This is a genomic window from Pseudomonas sp. GW822-FHT06D10 (genome assembly GCF_058799535.1).
Genome location: NZ_JBXALN010000001.1, coordinates 631,879 through 650,553 on the forward strand (window position 1 = coordinate 631,879; position 18,675 = coordinate 650,553).

Here is an 18,675-nt window from a genome sequence, read left to right on the forward strand (position 1 = left end):
GATGCTCGCGCAGAATCACTGAGCTACATAGGTCTCGGGTTCGCGCACGATGGTTACATCCGACTGCACCAGCAGGAACTGGTTGTCATCGAGTTTCTTGACCCGGTCGCCGATGGCCAGGCGGTAGGTGGTCACGGGCTCCGATCCGGCCGCGCCGTCCTCCGGGGGCATGGATTCCTGGAATTCGTGCACTGAGTACACCCGCCCCTCGGCATCTCTTGCATGGAATTGTCCGACAAGTACTGCTGCCATTCTTTAGAGCCTCTGGAGATAAAACACGCAAATTCGGTGGTGTAGACCCGGTGTCCCCAGGGGAAGTTTTACCCCGGGAAAAAAATAATCCGCTACCGGTGCCAGCCCCTTTATCACGGGCTCTCTGGCAACAGGCCATGGCTTGGGAATTATCGGGGTGGGGTAGCAGACATCACCTCGGGTCATCTATAACTAACACCTTCTTTACGCCAACGGTTGGAAACTCCCATGAGCAATGTCTACAAGGTCGCAGTACTGGTCGGCAGCCTGAGAAAGCAGTCCCTGAACCGCAAGGTCGCCCTGGCCCTGGCCGAGCTGGCGCCTGCCAGCCTCCAGCTGGACATCGTCGAGATCGGTGACCTGCCGCTCTACAACGAAGACATCGATGCCACGCCACCGGCGGCCTACACCCGTTTTCGCGAACAGATCAGCGGTGCCGACGCGGTGCTGTTCGTTACCCCGGAATACAACCGCTCGGTACCGGCGGCGCTGAAAAATGCCATCGACGTCGGCTCGCGGCCCTACGGTAAAAGTGCCTGGAGCGGCAAGCCGGGGGCGGTGATCAGCGTTTCTCCGGGGGCCATTGGCGGTTTTGGCGCCAACCACCACCTGCGCCAGTCCCTGGTGTTCCTCAATGTGCCCTGCATGCAGCAGCCCGAGGCCTACCTGGGTGGCGCCGGCTCGGCATTCGACGAGGCCGGCAAACTGTCCGAAGCAACCCGGCCGTTCCTGCAGGGCTTCATCAACGCCTACGGGCAGTGGGTAGAGCAGCAACGCAAGGCCTGATTCCCCACCATTCCCTGCTGTCGCAGGAGCCGGCTTGCCGGCGAAGAGGCCCTTGAGTCCCGTGGGGCGCCTTCGCCGGCAAGCCGGCTCCTGCATACTCAAGACCCACTCTCATGTTGATTGCCGTATCGATTTTCCTGCTGACCATTACCTTGGTGATCTGGCAGCCCAAGGGCCTGGGCGTTGGCTGGAGCGCCGTGTTCGGCGCAACCCTGGCGCTGTTGTTCGGGATGGTGCAATGGGCGGATATCCCGGTGGTCTGGCAGATCATCTGGAATGCCACCGGTACCTTTGTCGCGCTGATCATCATCAGCCTGCTGCTGGACGAGGCCGGGTTCTTTGCCTGGGCCGCGCTGCATGTGGCGCGCTGGGGGCGAGGGCGGGGCAGGCGGCTGTTTGCCTTCATGGTATTGCTGGGGGCGCTGGTCTCGGCACTGTTCGCCAATGACGGCGCCGCGCTGATCCTGACCCCCATCGTTATTTCCATGCTCCTGGCCTTGCGCTTTTCACCGGCCACGACCCTGGCCTTTGTCATGGGCGCGGGGTTCATTGCCGACACCGCGAGCCTGCCACTGGTGGTTTCGAACCTGGTGAACATCGTCTCCGCGGACTTCTTCAAGATTGGCTTCAACCGTTATGCGCTGGTGATGCTGCCGGTCAACCTGGTGAGCGTAGCCGCCACCCTGGTGGTGCTGCTGTGGTTCTTCCGCCGCGATATCCCGCTGGATTACGACCCCCGGCAACTGGCCGAGCCCGCCAGCGCCATCCATGACCGGGCGACCTTCATGGCCGGCTGGTGGGTGCTGCTGATCCTGCTGCTGGGCTGTTTTGCCCTGGAGCCGCTGGGCATTCCCATCAGCGCTATTTCCGCGGTGTGCGCGGCGCTGCTGCTGGCGATTGCCGCCCGCGGGCACCGGATCTCCACGCGCAAGGTGCTCAGGGAAGCGCCCTGGCAGATCGTGATTTTTTCCCTGGGCATGTACCTGGTGGTGTACGGCCTGCGCAATGCCGGGCTCACGGCGTACCTGGCCGGCTGGCTGGATGTCTTTGCCGGCGGCGGGATCTGGGGCGCGGCCCTGGGCACCGGGTTGCTCACGGCGGGCTTGTCATCACTGATGAACAATCTGCCGACGGTGCTGATCGGCGCCTTGTCCATCGATGCCAGCCAGGCCACGGGGGTGGTCAGGGACGCGATGATCTACGCCAACGTCATCGGCAGCGACCTGGGGCCGAAGATCACCCCCATCGGCAGCCTGGCGACCCTGCTCTGGCTGCATGTACTGGAGCGCAAGGGTATTCACATTGGCTGGGGGTACTACTTCCGGGTCGGCATCGTGCTGACGCTGCCGGTGTTGCTGGCGACCCTGGCGGCCCTGGCGCTGCGCCTGTCGCTGATGTAGGCGCCGGCTTGTCGGCGAACAGGCCCTTGAGTCCTGTGGTGCCCTTAGGGGCGTCTTCGCCGGCAAGCCCGCTCCTGCGGCAGATTGTCAGGAGGGCTGCGGGGGGACGTGGGGCCAGAGATCGGCCACCAGGAACAGGCGTTCGGCTTCTTCCCAGCCGCCTTCAGGGGTTTGCTCCAGGCGTACCAGCAACTGCGCCGGGGCCTGGGGGGCAAGTTCCGCCAGCCATTGCTGCAGTTGCGTGGCGGTCCAGGCCTGCTCGGCCGGGTAGTGGGCCGGCGCCAGCCAGGCGTGGCGGGGCAGGGGCTGCCAGCGCCCCGGGGCGCTCTGGGCGAAAAATGCCGGCCAGTCGCGCTGATGCAGCCAGCGCCCGCACAGGTGTTGCGGGTGGGCGCCCTGGGGCGGTTCGGCGCGACCCGGCCAGGGGTACAGCAGGTAGCCCCCCAGCCACAGGTGCGCGCTGAACTGGTGGATATCCAGTGCCGCCAGGGCTTCGCGGCTTTCGTCCCGGGCGGAAATCGGCAGTTGGTGCCCATCCAGGTGCGCCAGCTTGCGGTCCAGGCGGTCATGGCAGCCGGGGCCCAGCCATTGGGCGCTGTCCTGGCCATTGCCGGCCTGGGGGCCCAGGTACAGCTTGATCGCCAGTTCCAGGTGGTGCACGCCGTCACGGTCGCGCAGCAGCATGTCCAGTTCGCCCAGGGTGTGGCCGCCGCGGCGGATTGGCAGGTTGGCCGCCAGCAGCTCGACCCCGGGGGCGTGGCGGACGGCAAATTGCCAGAGGCGTTCGTAATACAGGCCCAGGCGCCGGGTCGGGCCTTCGGCCAGCCACTGGCGCAGTGCGCGGCTGTCCAGGTCCTGGCAGCGCAGCCAGTGGGCCAGCAGTTGCGGCGCCTGGACCCAGTCGCTGCCGGCGAGCGGGTGGCGCTGTGGCCAGGGCGTGTGGCTGAGCATCGGCGGCGCGAGGATGACCCAGGCGAGGTCGCGGACTTCAGGTTGACGCAACTGGCGGGGAAGGCCGAGCAGATCAGGGAACAGGAGCATCTTGCGAGCATAGACGCAAACCCGGGCCGATCGCGATAAATGCGTGCCACTCGCAGTTGCGGCAGGGCTGGCTAAGCCCGTGTGGCTGAAAGGATTTTGTCTAACGCCGGGTTTCGCCCATAATCCTCCGTTTCGCCCGTACCCGAACCCCGCAGGAGCCCCATGGAGCAATTTCGCAATATCGGCATTATCGGTCGCCTGGGCAGTTCCCAGGTGCTGGACACAGTTCGCCGACTGAAAAAGTTTCTGCTGGCGCGGCACCTGCACGTGATCCTTGAGGACACCATCGCCGAAGTGCTGCCCGGCCACGGCCTGCAGACTTCCTCGCGCAAGTTGCTGGGCGAGGTCTGCGACATGGTCATCGTGGTCGGTGGCGACGGCAGCCTGCTGGGCGCCGCCCGGGCCCTGGCGCGGCACAACATCCCGGTGCTGGGGATCAACCGCGGCAGCCTGGGCTTTCTCACCGACATCCGCCCCGACGAGCTGGAAGTCAAGGTCGCCGAGGTGCTGGACGGCCACTACCTGGTAGAGAACCGCTTCCTGCTGCAGGCCGAGGTGCGCCGCCATGCCGAGGCCATCGGCCAGGGCGATGCGCTGAACGATGTGGTGCTGCACCCGGGCAAGTCGACGCGGATGATCGAGTTCGAGATCTACATCGACGGCCAGTTCGTCTGCAGCCAGAAGGCCGACGGCCTGATCGTCGCCACGCCCACCGGTTCCACGGCCTACGCCCTGTCCGCCGGCGGGCCGATCATGCATCCCAAGCTGGATGCCATTGTGATTGTGCCGATGTACCCCCATACCTTGTCGGGAAGACCGATCGTGGTCGATGGCAACAGCGAGCTGAAAATCGTCGTGTCCAAAGATATGCAGATCTATCCGCAAGTTTCCTGTGACGGGCAGAACCATTTCACCTGTGCCCCGGGCGACACCATCACGGTCAGCAAGAAGGCGCAGAAACTGCGCCTGATCCACCCGCTGGACCACAACTACTACGAGGTCTGCCGGACCAAACTCGGCTGGGGCAGCCGGCTGGGCGGTGGAGGCGACTGATGCTCGATCCCGCGCGTAGCTACGACCTGATCGGTGACGTGCACGGTTGCGCCCTGACCCTGGAGCACTTGCTGGATCGGCTCGGTTATCACAAGCAGGCCGGCGTCTGGCGGCACCCGTCGCGCATGGCAGTGTTCCTCGGCGATATCATCGACCGCGGCCCGCGTATCCGTGAGTCCCTGCACATCGTCCACGACATGGTCGAGGCCGGTCAGGCCCTGTGCATCATGGGCAACCACGAGTTCAATGCCCTGGGCTGGAGCACTCCGGCGGCCGAAGGCAGCGGCAAGCAGTTCGTGCGCGAGCACACCCCGCGCCATGCCCGGCTGATCCACGAGACCCTGACCCAGTTCGAACAGCACCCGGGTGACTGGCACGATTTCCTGCAGTGGTTCTATGAGTTGCCGCTGTTCGTCGACGCCGGGCGCTTTCGCGTGGTGCACGCCTGCTGGGATGCCGGCCTGATCGCGCCGCTGCGCCAGCAGTACCCCAACGGCTGCATCGACCGCGAGTTCCTGCAGTCCGCGGCCGTTCCCGACAGCTTTGCCTGTACCGCCTTCGACCGCCTGCTGCGGGGCACCGACATGCGCCTGCCCCATGGCCTGACCATGACCAGCGGCGACGGCCTGACCCGCGCCTTCTTCCGTACCAAGTTCTGGGAAGACGACCCGCAGACCTACGGCGACATCGTGTTCCAGCCCGACGCCTTGCCCGAGCCTGTGGCCCGCACGCCGTTGTCCCCGGCCGAGAAGAACAGCCTGCTGCGTTATGGCGCCGAGGAACCGATGCTGTTCGTCGGGCACTACTGGCGCAGCGGCAAGCCGGCGCCGATCCGTCCCAACCTGGCGTGCCTGGACTACAGCGCGGTGCTCTACGGCAAGCTCGCCGCGTATCGGCTGGACCAGGAAACCCGCCTGGATCCGAATAAATTTGTCTGGGTCGACGTTGAACGGCCCGAGGTAGTGCGATGAGTGCGGTAGCGGTATTGCGCCTGCCCCTGGCGACGGACCTGAGCGGCTTCGTCAAGCTGCTGCAACGCATGCAGGTGCCTCACCGGGTCAGCGAGGAGGCGGGGGAGCAGGTGCTCTGGGTGCCGGAATCCATCAGCGAGGACGTGCGTGGCCTGTACCAGCGCTTTCCCCAGGGCGACCCCGAGCAGCAGCTGGACATTCCCCAGGCCGGTGCCCCGGCGCGCCCCGGCTTCGTCCAGCAACTGCGCAGCAGCCCGGTCACCGCGCTGATCCTGCTCTTGAGCCTGGCGGTATGCGGTATCACCTTGCTCGGCGACAACCTGCAGACCCTGAGCTGGTTCACCTTCCTCGAGTTCCGCGTGGTTGGCGACTACATCCAGTTCAGCTCCCTGGCCGACAGCCTGGCAGCGGGGCAGTGGTGGCGCCTGGTGACGCCGATGCTGATCCACTTCGGCTTCCTGCATATCGCCATGAACGGCATGTGGTACTGGGAGCTGGGGCGGCGCATCGAAATGCGCCAGGGCGGCATCAACCTGCTGGGCCTGACCCTGCTGTTCAGCCTGGTGTCGAATTACGCGCAGTATTACTTCAGCGGGCCGACCCTGTTCGGCGGCCTGTCCGGGGTGCTCTACGGCCTGCTCGGGCATTGCTGGATCTATCAATTGCTGGCCCCCAACCCCATCTACCGCCTGCCCCGGGGCGTGCTGGTGATGATGCTGGTGTGGCTGCTGCTGTGCCTGTCCGGGCTGGTCTCGATGATCGGTTTCGGTGAAATCGCCAACGCCGCCCACGTTGGCGGGTTGCTTATCGGATGCCTCACCGGCCTGTTGGGCGGCTTGTACAGCCGCCGACGGGCCCTTTAAACGCTGGAGTCTTGTATGTCGTCCTTTGTTGAAATGATCGAAAACATCACCCCCGAGATCTACCAGAGCCTGAAACTGGCGGTAGAGATCGGCAAATGGTCCGATGGCCGCAAACTCACCGCCGAACAGCGTGAACTGTCCCTGCAGGCGATGATCGCCTGGGAAATGCAGAATCTGCCCGAGGATCAACGTACCGGCTACATGGGCCCGCAGGAATGCGCCTCGAAGTCGGCGCCGGTGCCGAACATCCTGTTCAAGTCGGATGCCATCCATTGATCGAGATTGGCCGCGGTTCCATCAGTAAAATGTCGGCGCGCCTTGACGGGTCGAACGTTGAATACGCTTTTCGCCTGGGCGACAGCGAGGTACCGGTCAACCCCTTGATCGGCACCACGCTGCGCCTGGAATACCTGGGTGCGATCCACTGCAGCCATTGCGGGCGCAAGACCAAGACCAGCTTCAGCCAGGGCTACTGCTACCCGTGCATGACCAAGCTGGCCCAGTGCGATATCTGCATCATGAGCCCGGAACGCTGCCACTACGACGCCGGTACTTGCCGCGATCCGTCATGGGGCGAGCAGTTCTGCATGACCGACCACGTGGTCTACCTGGCCAACTCATCGGGGATCAAGGTCGGCATCACCCGCGCCACCCAACTGCCGACCCGCTGGCTCGACCAGGGGGCCAGTCAGGCGCTGCCGATCATGCGCATGGCGACCCGCCAGCAATCGGGCTTCGTCGAAGATCTGTTCCGTTCCCAGGTGGCCGACAAGACCAACTGGCGCGCCTTGCTCAAGGGTGATGCCCAGGCGGTGGACCTGGTGGCAGTGCGCGAGCAGCTGTTCGCCGCCTGCGCCGAGGGCCTGTTGGCCCTGCAGGAGCGTTTCGGCTTGCAGGCGATCCAGCCGGTGACCGATATCGAGCCTCTGGAAATCCGCTATCCGGTCGTGGAGTACCCGACCAAGATCGTCAGCTTCAACCTGGACAAGAATCCGATCGCCGAAGGCACGTTGCTGGGGATCAAGGGCCAGTACCTGATCTTCGACACCGGCGTGATCAACATTCGCAAATACACGGCGTACCAGCTCGCCGTGCATCAGTAGAAGGAATTCGCCATGCGCACCGACCAACCGAAGATGATCTACCTGAAGGACTATCAGGCCCCCGAGTACCTGATCGACGAGACCCACCTGACCTTCGAGTTGTTCGAGGACCACAGCCTGGTCCATGCGCAGCTGGTGATGCGTCGCAACCCGGCCCGGGGCGCCGGCCTGCCGCCCCTGGTGCTGGACGGCCAGCAACTGGAACTGCTGTCGGTAAGCCTCGCCGATCAGCCGCTGAGTGCTGACGACTACCAGCTGGACGACAGCCACCTGACCCTGCACCCCACCAGCGCCAGTTTCACCCTGGACACCAGCGTGCGCATCCACCCGGAAAGCAACACCGCCCTGGAAGGCCTGTACAAGTCCAGCGGCATGTTCTGCACCCAGTGCGAGGCCGAGGGCTTTCGCAAGATCACCTATTACCTCGACCGCCCGGACGTGATGAGCAAGTTCACCACCACCGTGGTCGCCGAGCAGCACAGCTACCCGGTGCTGCTGTCCAACGGCAACCCGATCGCCAGCGGCCCGGGAGAAGACGGCCGGCACTGGGCGACCTGGGAAGACCCGTTCATGAAACCGGCCTACCTGTTCGCCCTGGTGGCCGGAGACCTGTGGTGCGTGGAAGACAGCTTCCGCACCCAGAGCGGTCGCGACGTGGCGCTGCGCATCTATGTCGAGCCGGAAAACATCGACAAGTGCCAGCACGCGATGAACAGCCTCAAGAAGTCCATGCGCTGGGACGAAGAGACCTATGGCCGCGAGTACGACCTGGACATCTTCATGATCGTCGCGGTCAACGACTTCAACATGGGCGCCATGGAAAACAAGGGCCTGAACATCTTCAACTCCAGCGCCGTGCTGGCCCGTGCCGAAACCGCCACCGACGCCGCGCACCAGCGGGTCGAGGCCATCGTTGCCCACGAATACTTCCATAACTGGTCGGGCAACCGGGTGACCTGCCGCGACTGGTTCCAGCTGTCGCTCAAGGAAGGCTTCACAGTGTTCCGCGACGCCGGTTTCTCCGCGGACATGAACTCGGCCACGGTCAAGCGCATCCAGGACGTGGCGTACCTGCGGACCCATCAGTTCGCCGAAGACGCCGGCCCCATGGCCCACGCCGTGCGTCCGGAAAGCTTTATCGAGATCTCCAACTTCTACACCCTGACCGTGTACGAAAAGGGTTCGGAAGTTGTCGGCATGATCCACACCTTGCTCGGCGCCGAAGGCTTCCGCAAGGGCAGCGACCTGTACTTTGAGCGCCATGACGGCCAGGCCGTGACCTGCGACGAATTCGTCAAGGCCATGGAAGACGCCAACGGCGTCGATCTGACCCAGTTCAAGCGCTGGTACAGCCAGGCCGGTACGCCGCGGCTGGCGGTCAGCGAGTCCTACGACGCAGCGGCGAAAACCTACAGCCTGACCTTCCACCAGAGCTGCCCGCAAACCCCGGACAAGGTCGAGAAACTGCCGTTCGTGATTCCGGTGGCCCTGGGCCTGCTCGATAGCACCGGTGCCGACATGGCCTTGCGCCTGGCTGGTGAAGCCGCCGCCCAGGGCTCGTCCCGCGTGTTGTCGGTGACCGAGGCCGAGCAGACCTTTACCTTCGTCGACATCGCCGAACATCCGCTGCCCTCGCTGCTGCGGGGTTTCTCGGCGCCGGTGAAGCTGAGCTTCCCCTACAACCGTGACCAGCTGATGTTCCTCATGCAGCACGACAGCGACGGTTTCAACCGCTGGGACGCCGGCCAGCAGTTGTCGGTGCAGGTGTTGCAGGAACTGATCGCCCAGCACCAACAGGGCCGGGCGCTGGCGATGGACGAACGTCTGGTGGCTGCCCTGGGCACTGTGCTCGCCGATGACAGCCTGGATCAGGCCATGGTCGCCGAAATGCTGTCCCTGCCGGGCGAGGCCTACCTCACCGAGATCAGCGAAGTGGCGGATGTCGAGGCGATCCACGCGGCTCGCGAGTTTGCCCGTCAGCAACTGGCTGACAGTCTGTTCGATGCCCTGTGGAAGCGCTATCAGGCCAATCGGCAGGTGTCCAAGGCCACCGCCTATGTGGCCGAGTCCGAGCATTTTGCCCGTCGCGCGCTGCAGAACATCGCCCTGTCGTACCTGATGCTGACCCACAAGCCCGAGGTACTGGCTGCGGCCATCGAACAGTTCGACAGCGCCGACAACATGACCGAGCGCCTGACCGCCCTGGCGGTCCTGGTCAACTCGCCGTTCGAGGCCGAGAAGGCCAAGGCCCTAGAAGTATTCGCCGAGAACTTCAAGGACAACGCCCTGGTCATGGACCAATGGTTCAGCGTGCAGGCCGGCAGCCCGTTGCCTGGTGGCCTGGAGCGGGTCAAGGCACTGATGCAGCACCCGGCGTTCAACATCAAGAACCCGAACAAGGTGCGGGCGCTGGTGGGGGCGTTTGCCGGGCAGAACCTGATCAACTTCCACGCCGCCGATGGTTCGGGCTATCGCTTCCTGGCGGACCTGGTGATCCAGCTCAACGGCTTCAACCCGCAGATTGCCTCGCGGCAACTGGCGCCGCTGACTCGCTGGCGCAAATACGACAGTGCCCGCCAGGCACTGATGAAAGGCGAACTGGAGCGCATCCGCGCCTCCGGCGAGCTGTCCAGCGATGTGTTCGAGGTGGTGAGCAAAAGCCTCGCCTGAGGCTTGTATCGCCCCCGGCATCGCCTTCGCTGGCAAGCCAGCTCCTACGGACCCAAGCCACCGCATATCCCCCCGTAGGAGCCGGCTTGCCGGCGAAGAGGCCCTCAAGCCTTGTACCGCCCTCGGCATTGCCTTCGCTGGCAAGCCAGCTCCTACGCGAGCGGTGGTGGCGAGGCAGGGGGGATTTGGCTCTGTAGCGCTTCGCTCAAGTCGCGGTGATAGTTCTGCGCGCCGATGGCGTGCAGGATGCCGACCCGCTCCAGCTTGCCGTGCACCTTGAGGTTGGCTTCGCACAGCTTCACCACAATCGCGCGCTTGTGCAGCTGGCCTATCACTTCTTCCAGGGTCTGCAGCCCGGTAATGTCCATGAACGGCACATGCTTGAGGCGGATGATCAGCACCTGCGGGTCGCTGTGGGTCTGGGCCAGGGCCCGTTCGAAGGTCTCCGCGGCGCCAAAGAACAACGGCCCTTCGATGGTGTAGATCAGTACGCCCGGTGGCAGGTGCTGCTGGCCACTGCGGTGCAGTTCCTGCTGCAGATCCTGTTCCACCACTTGTTGCACTTCCACCGAGGAGGCCATGCGCCGCAGAAAATGCAGCATGGCCAGGACCACGCCGATGTTCACCGCGATCACCAGGTCGCTGAACACGGTCAGCACAAAGGTGCACAGCAGGATCGCCACATCGGCCCGGGGGGCCCGTTGCAGCATGCGCTTGAAGTGGTGCAGCTCGCTCATGTTGTAGGCCACCACGAACAGGATCGCCGCCAGGGCGCACAGCGGAATGTTCGCTGCCAGCGGCGCCAGGAACAGGATGATCAGCAGCAGCACCAGGGCATGGACGATACCCGCCAGCGGGCTGCTGCCGCCGTTGCGGATATTGGTGGCGGTACGGGCAATGGCGCCGGTGGCGGCGAAACCGCCGAACAGCGGGGTGACCAGGTTGGCGATGCCCTGGCCCATCAGTTCCTGGTTGGAGTCATGGCGGGTGCCAGCCATGCCATCGGCCACCACCGCCGACAGCAGCGATTCGATGGCCCCGAGCATGGCGATGGCGAAGGCCGGGCCGATCAGGTCCAGGACCTGCGGCAGGCTGACCTCTGGAAACTGCAACGCCGGCAAGCCCTGGGGAATGCCACCGAAGGCACTGCCAATGGTGGCCACGCCCTGGAACTGGAACAGCGACTGCAAGGCCGTGGCCAGGGTCATGGCCAGCAGGGGGGCCGGCAAACGCTTGAGCTGGGGGATGCGCGGCACCCATAGCAGCAGCGCCAGGCTCAGCAGGGCCAGCAGGGTGGTGGTCAGGTGCAGTTGGGGCAGGGCTTGCAGCAGGTGCCAGAGTTTCTGATGAAAGTGCTCGCCGCCGACCGCGGGCAGGCCGAAGAAATCCTTCCACTGGCTGACCCAGATGATTACCCCGATACCGGCGGTGAAACCCAGGATCACCGGGTCCGGGATGAACTTGATCAGGGCGCCCAGGCGGCTGATGCCCAGCAGGAACAGGATCAACCCGGCCATCAGGGTCGCCAGTTGCAGGCCGCCGACCCCGTATTGGGCGGTGACCCCGGCAAGGATCACGATAAAGGCCCCGGTGGGCCCGGCGATCTGCACCCGGCTGCCGCCGAACAGCGACACCAGCAGGCCGCCGACGATGGCGGTGTAGATGCCCTGTTCGGGCTTGACCCCGGAGGCGATGGCGAAGGCCATGGCCAGGGGCAGCGCCACCACTGCGACAATCACCCCGGACACCAGGTTGCGGCCCCAGTGTGCACGTCCCAGCAATCCGGCTTTCCACGCCTCGCGTATGGCAATCATGGCTCTGTCCTGAAGTCTGTCCGGCTCATCATAGCCCCGGCCGGGGAGTGTCGGCTCCTGTCCTGGATCAGGCTTTGTCCCACTGTCGCGCAGACGCGGCCTAGACACATCCATCAGTCTTGCGAATGGCCGATCATGCAGGGTTTCGGCAGGGGCTGATGGTTAACAAAAGATAACGTGGCGTCGATTGTCAGACCTTTCCAAAGCCCGATAGGATAGCCCGCAGCCGAAGGGGCTCTAGATTGCAGTTTCCAGGACGATCGTCATGATCGCCCAGGCCTGCGCAGCCCCCTCAAGGCGCCCTGAGAGGTTGAATGACCTGACAATAATAATGGGGGAATGGTCTATGAGTGAGCCTGTCATGGGTGTGGTTGTTGGCCGCCCGCCGGCGCTGCGCACGTTCGCACTGTTGGCTACAGCGCTCTCGCTGTTGGGCGTCGTGACGCTGTCGACGCCAGTCCTGGCCGCTGCCACTGCAGCGGATTCTGTCTATTCCATCGAATCGCCCAAGGCGGCGAAAAGCCTGATGCTCGATGTGGTCCACGCCGGCAAGCGCCTGGTGGCGGTGGGCGATCGCGGGCACATTCTCTATTCCGACGACCAGGGCCAGACCTGGGTCCAGGCCAAGGTGCCGACCCGGCAACTGCTGACGGCGGTGTACTTCGTCGATGATAAGCGCGGCTGGGCGGTGGGCCACGATGCTCAGGTCCTGGCCAGCAGCGACGGCGGTGCCACCTGGACCCGGCAGTTCCAGGACCTCAAGCGCGAGGCACCCTTGCTCGATGTATGGTTCAAGGACACCCAGACCGGCTACGCCGTGGGCGCCTACGGGGCCCTGCTGGAAACCAGCGATGGCGGCCAGCATTGGGAGGACGTCAGCGACCGCCTCGACAACGAGGACCAGTTCCACCTCAACGCCATTGCCCAGGTCAAGGATTCGGGGCTGTTCATTGTCGGTGAGCAGGGCAGCATGTTCCGCTCCGCCGATGACGGGCAGACCTGGGAGCGCCTCGAAGGCCCCTATGAAGGCTCCTTGTTCGGCGTGATCGGCACCGGCCAGCCGGCCACTCTGCTGGTCTATGGCCTGCGCGGCAATCTCTACCGCTCCACGGATTTTGGCAGCACCTGGGAACAGGTGGAGTTGAACGCCGCCCGTGGCGCCCTGGAGTTCGGCCTGTCGGGGGCGACCTTGCTGGACGATGGCTCGCTGGTGATCGTCGGCAACGGCGGCAGCGTGATCCGCAGCACCGACCACGGCCAGACCTTCAGCGTATTCAACCGTGCGGACCGCATCTCGCTGTCGGCGGTCACCGCTGCCGGCAACGGCGACCTGATCCTGGCCGGGCAGGGCGGTGTACGGGTTTCTGCAGCAACGGGCGCTGAACTCGGCCAATAAGCCGGGCACATAATAAGAAGGTGGGGAATTCCATGAGCAGTCATCACCAGGACAAGGCGAACTTTCTTGAGCGCCTGATTTTCAATAACCGCCCGGCAGTGATCTTCATCTGCTTGCTGGTCAGCGCTTTCCTGTTCTGGCAGGCGACCCTGATCCGGCCGTCCACCAGCTTCGAGAAGATGATCCCGCTCAAGCACCCGTTCATCGAGCGGATGATGGAGCACCGCAACGACCTGGCGAACCTGGGCAACACCGTGCGCATCTCGGTGGAGGCCCGCGACGGCGACATCTTCACCAAGGACTACATGGAAACCCTGCGGCAGATCAACGACGAGGTGTTCTACATCTCCGGCGTCGATCGCTCCGGGCTCAAGTCGCTGTGGAGCCCCAGCGTGCGCTGGACCGAAGTGACCGAAGAGGGCTTCGCCGGCGGCGAGGTGATTCCCCAGAGCTACAACGGTTCGGCCGACAGCCTCGAACAGCTGCGCAACAACGTGCTCAAGTCCGGCCAGGTCGGGCGCCTGGTGGCCAACGACTTCAAGTCCAGCATCGTTGATATCCCGCTGCTGGAGTCCTACCCGGACCCGCAGGACCAGGGCAAGCTGCTGGCCCTGGACTATCAGAAATTCTCCCACCAGTTGGAAGAGAAGATCCGCGACAAGTTCGAGGCGCAGAACCCCAATGTGAAGATCCACATCGTCGGCTTCGCCAAGAAGGTCGGCGACCTGATCGACGGCCTGATCATGGTGGTGATGTTCTTCGGCGTGGCCTTCATCATCACCCTGGTGCTGCTGTACTGGTTCACCTGGTGCATCCGCAGCACCATCGCGGTGTTGATCACCACCCTGGTGGCGGTGGTCTGGCAACTGGGCCTGATGCACGCCTTCGGTTTTGGCCTGGACCCGTATTCAATGCTGGTGCCGTTCCTGATCTTCGCCATCGGCATTTCCCACGGGGTGCAGAAGATCAACGGCATCGCCTTGCAGTCCAGTGATGCCGACAATGCCCTGACCGCGGCGCGGCGCACCTTCCGCCAGCTGTTCCTGCCGGGGATGATCGCGATCCTCGCCGACGCCGTGGGCTTCATCACCTTGCTGATCATCGATATCGGGGTGATCCGCGAGCTGGCCATCGGTGCCTCCATCGGTGTGGCGGTGATCGTGTTCACCAACCTGATCCTGCTGCCGGTGGCGATTTCCTACGTCGGCATCAGTAAGCGCGCCATCGAACGCAGCAAGAAGGACGCTTCCCGCGAGCATCCGTTCTGGCGCCTGCTGTCTAACTTTGCCAGCCCCAAAGTCGCGCCGATTTCCATCGCCCTGGCCCTGGTGGCCTTTGCCGGCGGCCTCTGGTACAGCCAGAACCTGAAGATCGGCGACCTCGACCAGGGCGCCCCGGAGCTGCGTCCCGACTCGCGCTACAACAAGGACAACAACTTCATCATCAGCAACTACTCCACCAGTTCCGACGTGCTGGTGGTGATGGTCAAGACCGCGGCCGAAGGTTGCTCGCGCTATGAGGCCATGGCGCCGATCGACGAATTGATGTGGAAGATGCAGAACACCGAGGGCGTGCAGTCGGCGATTTCCCTGGTGACCGTCTCCAAGCAGATGATCAAGGGCATGAACGAGGGCAACCTGAAGTGGGAAACCCTGTCGCGCAACCCTGACGTGCTGAACAACTCCATTGCCCGGGCCGACGGCCTGTACAACAACAACTGCTCCCTGGCGCCGGTGCTGGTGTTCCTCAACGACCACAAGGCCGCGACCCTGGATCGCGCGGTGCATGCGGTGCAGGAGTTCGCCACGCAGCACAACAAGGACGGCCTGGAGTTCATTCTCGCTGCCGGCAACGCCGGGATCGAGGCCGCGACCAACGAGGTGATCAAGGAGTCCGAGCTGACCATCCTGATCCTGGTCTACATCTGCGTGGCCGGCATGTGCATGATCACCTTCCGCTCCTGGGCGGCGACCCTGTGCATCGTCCTGCCACTGGTGCTGACGTCGGTGCTGGGCAACGCGCTGATGGCCTTCATGGGCATCGGGGTCAAGGTGGCGACCCTGCCGGTGGTGGCGCTGGGGGTGGGCATCGGCGTGGACTACGGCATCTATATCTACAGCCGCCTGGAGAGCTTCCTGCGGGCCGGCCTGCCGCTGCAGGAGGCCTACTACCAGACCCTGCGCTCCACCGGCAAGGCCGTGCTGTTCACCGGTCTGTGCCTGGCCATCGGCGTGTGCACCTGGATCTTCTCGGCCATCAAGTTCCAGGCCGACATGGGCCTGATGCTGACCTTCATGCTGCTGTGGAACATGTTCGGTGCCCTGTGGCTGCTGCCGGCCCTGGCGCGGTTCCTGATCAAGCCGGAGAAGTTGGCGGGGCAGAAGGGCAACTCGCTGTTCGCCCACTGATCCCGTTGCATGAGTACTCAGCCGCACCCTCGGGTGCGGCTTTTTCATGCCCGGTGTTCCGAGGGGAAAGCAGGTGGTGCTGAAGAACCGGGCGGCCCCGGCAGTGCCTGTCGGAGGATGTATCCGGGGCAGCCGCTTGCGCGGCGCAATGCTGGCCCAACCCGGCAGCGCCAATCAGCTATCATTGCGCCTTTCCATCTGATGATTGATCGCTATGACCGCTGCTACCGACACCTTGCTCTGCGCCCTTGAAGCCTGCGACATGCTGGAAATCGACGGCCTGCACGCTTTCGATTTCACCCTCGACGAGCAGCGCCTGCTGATCGAGTGCATGGACGGCCGCGCGGCCAAGCGCTGGAGCTTTACCCTGGCCCAGGTCCAGGCCGCGACCTTCGACCAGGACTTGCAGAGCTGGACCCTGGCAGGCGACTCCGGTGAGCACCGCCTGGTGTGCATGAGCGCGTTCAGTGCCCGCGACGAAGAGGAAGGTGAACATGAAGATGCGTAATTTCTGGCCCCTGCTGATGGCCGGCAGTGTCGGTGCCATGGCGGTCCAGGCCGCGCCGGCCACCGAAACCCATGAGCTGCTGGTGGGGTCCTATACCCAGGGCCAGAGCCAGGGTCTGTACCGCCTGCAATTCAATGAGCGCACCGGGCAGATCGACCCCAAGCCGCTGCAGGTGGTGAAGAGCTCCAACCCGTCCTGGCTGACCTTGTCCAAGGACCTCAAGTTCGTCTTCGCGGTGAATGAGAACAGCCCGGGGCAGGCCGACCCCATCGGTCGTGTCAGCAGCTACAGCCTGGCGCCGAAAACCCATCAACTGAGCCTGATCAACCAGGTGCAGAGCCAGGGTAACGAGCCCACCCATTCCAGCCTGAGTGCCGACGGCAACTACCTGTTCGTCAGCAACTATTCGGTGGATGTGGATCCGGGCGGCAGCCTGGCGGTGGTGCCGGTCAGCGATGACGGTCATTTGTCGCCGGTGGTGCAGCTCACCAGTCATCCGGCCAGCCGGGTCGACCCCGAGCGCCAGCAATCGGCCCACGTGCATTCGTCGGTGCCGTCCCCGGACGGCAAGTTCCTGTTCGCCAACGACCTGGGTGCGGACAAGATCTTCGTCTATCGCTATGACCCCAAGGCCAATGCGGAACACCCGCTGAGCCCGGCCGATCCGGCCTTCGTCCAGCTGCCGCCGGGCAGCGGCCCGCGGCACCTGCTGTTCAGCGCCGATGGCAAGCATGCCTACCTGACCATGGAAATGAGCGCTCAACTGGCGGTGTTCGACTACCAGGACGGCAAGCTGACTCAGCGTCAGATGCTCGACCTGGCGGCCAACGGCTCCAAGGAGAAAAAGGCCGCCGCGGCCTTGCATGCTTCCAAGGACGGCCAGTACCTGTATGTCAGCAACCGGGGCACCGCCAACCAGTTGCTGGTATTTGCCATCGACCCGGCCAATGGCCAGCTCAAGGAAATCCAGCGGCGTTCGGTGGAAGGTGATCACCCACGGGAGTTCAGCCTCGACCCGAGCAACCGCTATGTGCTGATCGGCAACCAGAAAAGCAACGAGATCGTGGTGATCGAGCGCGACGCCAAGACCGGTTTCCTGGGCAAGACCGTGCAGAAACTGCCGTTCGATTCCCCAAGCGATATCAAATTCCTGGTGCGTCAATAGACCGCAGGCCCCGGCATCCGGGGCCTGACTCCTTCTATTAACGACGCTGATAATGGCTACTGCCGCAAAGAATTTTTTCCCGCCAACCCTCGGGAGTAAGTTTGCTTCACGGCCCACACGGGCAAGCAAGCCAACTGAATACGAGGGTTACCGCCATGAACTTCAATCTCTTCTCCGTGATCGCAGCCTCCGCCATTTCCGCCACCGTGGCACTGCCTGCCAGCGCCAGCGTGGAAATCAGCCAGAAGAAATCCAACACCAACACCTACACCCAGAAGTACCTGCAACAAAGCGCCAACTTCTACGCCGCCCTGGATCACAAAGCCCAGCAATGAGCGCTCCGGATCACCCCGCAAGCAGCAAACCCAAGGTATGCAGGAGCGAAGTCACTGAAGCAGTGATGTCGCTCCTGCATCACCTGTTTGCGACTTATTCTTCCCGCCAGGCAAATTTTGCTTGGTAGTGTCATATAGCCATGTGTTTAAATTTGACGCTGAATTATTGACTCTTTCCCGAGCAAGGATCGATAGCATGGTGATGCGTCTGACCGTGGTTCTGCTGTTGCTCTACTCCACCCCCATCCTGTCCTCTGCCCAGCCTGTCGAAGGCGAGCCGGAGACTTCCCGCGAGCGTCTGACCAGCCTGTTGCAGGACTGAGACGCGAGTTTAAAGCATCAAGAAAATTGATGATGGCTATGGATATAAACGTCTTTTTACTGGCGTTTGATTGATAGATCCTCTGGGCACGAAAACGCCTCAGGAGATCACCATGGCCCGTTCGATCCTCAGTTCCGCCAAGCACGGCGCCTACCTGGCGCTGGGGCTTTATCTGCTTCTGATGCTCTGGGCCAGCCTGGCTGCGGGCCTGCCGAGCGCTGCGTTGATTGATTCCGGCGCGGCAAGCGGCCAGGGCCCGGTACTCCATGCCGAAGCGGGGAGACGGCCATGAAAGGGCGCCGTCTGATGATCACCGCCTTCCTCGCGTTCTTCACCAATGGCACCAGCCTGCTGGGGCTGGGCCAGGGCTCGGCCGGAGCATTGGCGCGGGCCATCGAATGCAATCACCAGATCGCCCATCACAGCCAGGCGGCCAAGGTTCCGGCGCTGCTGGCGGGCAATCCACCGGGCAAATCCGCTGCGGCCTTTCCCGGGCCTTTCGCCCTGGATTGCCCACAGGCACGGGTATGCCCGGCCATGGCGGCCTGAGACGAGAAGAGGCGGGCAAGAGAAGAAGGGGCCCCGGAA

At 63.7% G+C, this 18,675-nt stretch carries 19 protein-coding genes; 16 read left to right on the plus strand and 3 right to left on the minus strand.

The genetic code is table 11. From position 1 onward, the window contains the following. Positions 1 to 15: 15 nt before the first annotated feature. Positions 16 to 252: a hypothetical protein gene (locus AC1RL5_RS02830; protein ID WP_011061572.1), complete on the minus strand. Its 237-nt coding sequence runs from the start codon at positions 250 to 252 to the stop codon at positions 16 to 18. A gap of 228 nt (positions 253 to 480) precedes the next feature. On the opposite strand from AC1RL5_RS02830, the gene AC1RL5_RS02835 reads away from it, so the two are divergent. Both AC1RL5_RS02835 and AC1RL5_RS02840 read left to right on the plus strand, forming a co-directional pair. Next, positions 481 to 1,038, plus strand: a complete 558-nt coding sequence (locus AC1RL5_RS02835; protein WP_011061571.1) for an NADPH-dependent FMN reductase — start codon at positions 481 to 483, stop codon at positions 1,036 to 1,038. A 113-nt stretch (positions 1,039 to 1,151) separates the two neighbouring features. After that, the gene (locus tag AC1RL5_RS02840; protein WP_492588956.1) at positions 1,152 to 2,438 is read left to right on the plus strand and encodes an arsenic transporter; all 1,287 of its coding nucleotides are present in this window, start codon (positions 1,152 to 1,154) and stop codon (positions 2,436 to 2,438) included. Between the two features lie 87 nt (positions 2,439 to 2,525). On the opposite strand, the gene AC1RL5_RS02845 is transcribed toward AC1RL5_RS02840, so the two are convergent. Continuing rightward, positions 2,526 to 3,479, minus strand: a complete 954-nt coding sequence (locus tag AC1RL5_RS02845; protein WP_015635810.1) for a DUF1853 family protein — start codon at positions 3,477 to 3,479, stop codon at positions 2,526 to 2,528. Between the two features lie 162 nt (positions 3,480 to 3,641). On the opposite strand from AC1RL5_RS02845, the gene AC1RL5_RS02850 reads away from it, so the two are divergent. Genes AC1RL5_RS02850 through pepN form a run of 6 tightly spaced genes read left to right on the plus strand, consistent with a single transcriptional unit; the run spans position 3,642 to position 10,139 of the window. Then, positions 3,642 to 4,532: an NAD(+) kinase gene (locus tag AC1RL5_RS02850; protein WP_007920913.1), complete on the plus strand. Its 891-nt coding sequence runs from the start codon at positions 3,642 to 3,644 to the stop codon at positions 4,530 to 4,532. After that, entirely contained in the window at positions 4,529 to 5,503 is a 975-nt protein-coding gene (locus AC1RL5_RS02855) for a metallophosphoesterase (protein WP_169891843.1), read from the plus strand. The genes AC1RL5_RS02850 and AC1RL5_RS02855 overlap by 4 nt, the downstream gene beginning before the upstream one ends. Next, positions 5,500 to 6,366: a rhomboid family intramembrane serine protease gene (locus tag AC1RL5_RS02860; RefSeq protein ID WP_072450206.1), complete on the plus strand. Its 867-nt coding sequence runs from the start codon at positions 5,500 to 5,502 to the stop codon at positions 6,364 to 6,366. Before AC1RL5_RS02855 ends, AC1RL5_RS02860 begins: the two co-directional genes overlap by 4 nt. Before the next feature lie 15 nt (positions 6,367 to 6,381). Next, positions 6,382 to 6,642, plus strand: coding sequence for a YeaC family protein (locus AC1RL5_RS02865; protein WP_011061566.1), 261 nt, complete (start codon positions 6,382 to 6,384; stop codon positions 6,640 to 6,642). Continuing rightward, a complete protein-coding gene (locus AC1RL5_RS02870; protein ID WP_492588955.1) occupies positions 6,639 to 7,469 on the plus strand; it encodes a DUF2797 domain-containing protein in 831 nt (276 codons plus the stop codon). The genes AC1RL5_RS02865 and AC1RL5_RS02870 overlap by 4 nt, the downstream gene beginning before the upstream one ends. A gap of 12 nt (positions 7,470 to 7,481) precedes the next feature. Beyond that, the gene (pepN, locus tag AC1RL5_RS02875) at positions 7,482 to 10,139 is read left to right on the plus strand and encodes an aminopeptidase N (protein ID WP_492588954.1); all 2,658 of its coding nucleotides are present in this window, start codon (positions 7,482 to 7,484) and stop codon (positions 10,137 to 10,139) included. A 152-nt stretch (positions 10,140 to 10,291) separates the two neighbouring features. Here the strand turns inward: pepN and AC1RL5_RS02880 are convergent, their stop codons facing one another. Further along, positions 10,292 to 11,953: a SulP family inorganic anion transporter gene (locus AC1RL5_RS02880; RefSeq protein ID WP_207239261.1), complete on the minus strand. Its 1,662-nt coding sequence runs from the start codon at positions 11,951 to 11,953 to the stop codon at positions 10,292 to 10,294. Positions 11,954 to 12,299: 346 nt separating this feature from the next. Here AC1RL5_RS02880 and AC1RL5_RS02885 point away from each other — a divergent pair, with 346 nt between their 5' ends. From AC1RL5_RS02885 to AC1RL5_RS02920, 8 genes are all read left to right on the plus strand, one after another. After that, a complete protein-coding gene (locus AC1RL5_RS02885; RefSeq protein WP_011061562.1) occupies positions 12,300 to 13,349 on the plus strand; it encodes a WD40/YVTN/BNR-like repeat-containing protein in 1,050 nt (349 codons plus the stop codon). Positions 13,350 to 13,381: 32 nt separating this feature from the next. Then, on the plus strand, positions 13,382 to 15,757 hold the full coding sequence (locus AC1RL5_RS02890) for an efflux RND transporter permease subunit (RefSeq protein ID WP_011061561.1): 2,376 nt from the start codon (positions 13,382 to 13,384) through the stop codon (positions 15,755 to 15,757). Positions 15,758 to 15,971: 214 nt separating this feature from the next. Continuing rightward, positions 15,972 to 16,265 (plus strand): DUF5629 family protein, encoded by a 294-nt coding sequence (locus AC1RL5_RS02895; protein ID WP_015635805.1) that lies wholly within the window; start codon positions 15,972 to 15,974, stop codon positions 16,263 to 16,265. Then, entirely contained in the window at positions 16,252 to 17,430 is a 1,179-nt protein-coding gene (locus AC1RL5_RS02900) for a lactonase family protein (RefSeq protein WP_019094608.1), read from the plus strand. The genes AC1RL5_RS02895 and AC1RL5_RS02900 overlap by 14 nt, the downstream gene beginning before the upstream one ends. A gap of 155 nt (positions 17,431 to 17,585) precedes the next feature. Then, positions 17,586 to 17,765, plus strand: a complete 180-nt coding sequence (locus AC1RL5_RS02905; protein WP_492588953.1) for a hypothetical protein — start codon at positions 17,586 to 17,588, stop codon at positions 17,763 to 17,765. 196 nt (positions 17,766 to 17,961) lie between these two features. Further along, complete coding sequence (locus AC1RL5_RS02910; protein WP_015635802.1) at positions 17,962 to 18,087, plus strand: hypothetical protein; 126 nt, start codon at positions 17,962 to 17,964, stop codon at positions 18,085 to 18,087. A 112-nt stretch (positions 18,088 to 18,199) separates the two neighbouring features. After that, positions 18,200 to 18,379, plus strand: coding sequence for a hypothetical protein (locus AC1RL5_RS02915; protein WP_041118455.1), 180 nt, complete (start codon positions 18,200 to 18,202; stop codon positions 18,377 to 18,379). Further along, positions 18,376 to 18,636, plus strand: a complete 261-nt coding sequence (locus AC1RL5_RS02920) for a hypothetical protein (RefSeq protein WP_072441682.1) — start codon at positions 18,376 to 18,378, stop codon at positions 18,634 to 18,636. The genes AC1RL5_RS02915 and AC1RL5_RS02920 overlap by 4 nt, the downstream gene beginning before the upstream one ends. Positions 18,637 to 18,675: the final 39 nt, after the last annotated feature.

Bases quoted from the DNA above. Each gene is read 5' to 3' on its own strand.
- AC1RL5_RS02830 (WP_011061572.1), bottom strand. From the start codon at position 252: ATGGCAGCAGTACTTGTCGGACAATTCCATGCAAGAGATGCCGAGGGG.
- AC1RL5_RS02835 (WP_011061571.1), top strand. From the start codon at position 481: ATGAGCAATGTCTACAAGGTCGCAGTACTGGTCGGCAGCCTGAGAAAG.
- AC1RL5_RS02840 (WP_492588956.1), top strand. From the start codon at position 1,152: ATGTTGATTGCCGTATCGATTTTCCTGCTGACCATTACCTTGGTGATC.
- AC1RL5_RS02845 (WP_015635810.1), bottom strand. From the start codon at position 3,479: ATGCTCCTGTTCCCTGATCTGCTCGGCCTTCCCCGCCAGTTGCGTCAA.
- AC1RL5_RS02850 (WP_007920913.1), top strand. From the start codon at position 3,642: ATGGAGCAATTTCGCAATATCGGCATTATCGGTCGCCTGGGCAGTTCC.
- AC1RL5_RS02860 (WP_072450206.1), top strand. From the start codon at position 5,500: ATGAGTGCGGTAGCGGTATTGCGCCTGCCCCTGGCGACGGACCTGAGC.
- AC1RL5_RS02865 (WP_011061566.1), top strand. From the start codon at position 6,382: ATGTCGTCCTTTGTTGAAATGATCGAAAACATCACCCCCGAGATCTAC.
- pepN (WP_492588954.1), top strand. From the start codon at position 7,482: ATGCGCACCGACCAACCGAAGATGATCTACCTGAAGGACTATCAGGCC.
- AC1RL5_RS02880 (WP_207239261.1), bottom strand. From the start codon at position 11,953: ATGATTGCCATACGCGAGGCGTGGAAAGCCGGATTGCTGGGACGTGCA.
- AC1RL5_RS02885 (WP_011061562.1), top strand. From the start codon at position 12,300: ATGAGTGAGCCTGTCATGGGTGTGGTTGTTGGCCGCCCGCCGGCGCTG.
- AC1RL5_RS02890 (WP_011061561.1), top strand. From the start codon at position 13,382: ATGAGCAGTCATCACCAGGACAAGGCGAACTTTCTTGAGCGCCTGATT.
- AC1RL5_RS02895 (WP_015635805.1), top strand. From the start codon at position 15,972: ATGACCGCTGCTACCGACACCTTGCTCTGCGCCCTTGAAGCCTGCGAC.
- AC1RL5_RS02900 (WP_019094608.1), top strand. From the start codon at position 16,252: ATGAAGATGCGTAATTTCTGGCCCCTGCTGATGGCCGGCAGTGTCGGT.
- AC1RL5_RS02905 (WP_492588953.1), top strand. From the start codon at position 17,586: ATGAACTTCAATCTCTTCTCCGTGATCGCAGCCTCCGCCATTTCCGCC.
- AC1RL5_RS02910 (WP_015635802.1), top strand. From the start codon at position 17,962: ATGGTGATGCGTCTGACCGTGGTTCTGCTGTTGCTCTACTCCACCCCC.
- AC1RL5_RS02915 (WP_041118455.1), top strand. From the start codon at position 18,200: ATGGCCCGTTCGATCCTCAGTTCCGCCAAGCACGGCGCCTACCTGGCG.
- AC1RL5_RS02920 (WP_072441682.1), top strand. From the start codon at position 18,376: ATGAAAGGGCGCCGTCTGATGATCACCGCCTTCCTCGCGTTCTTCACC.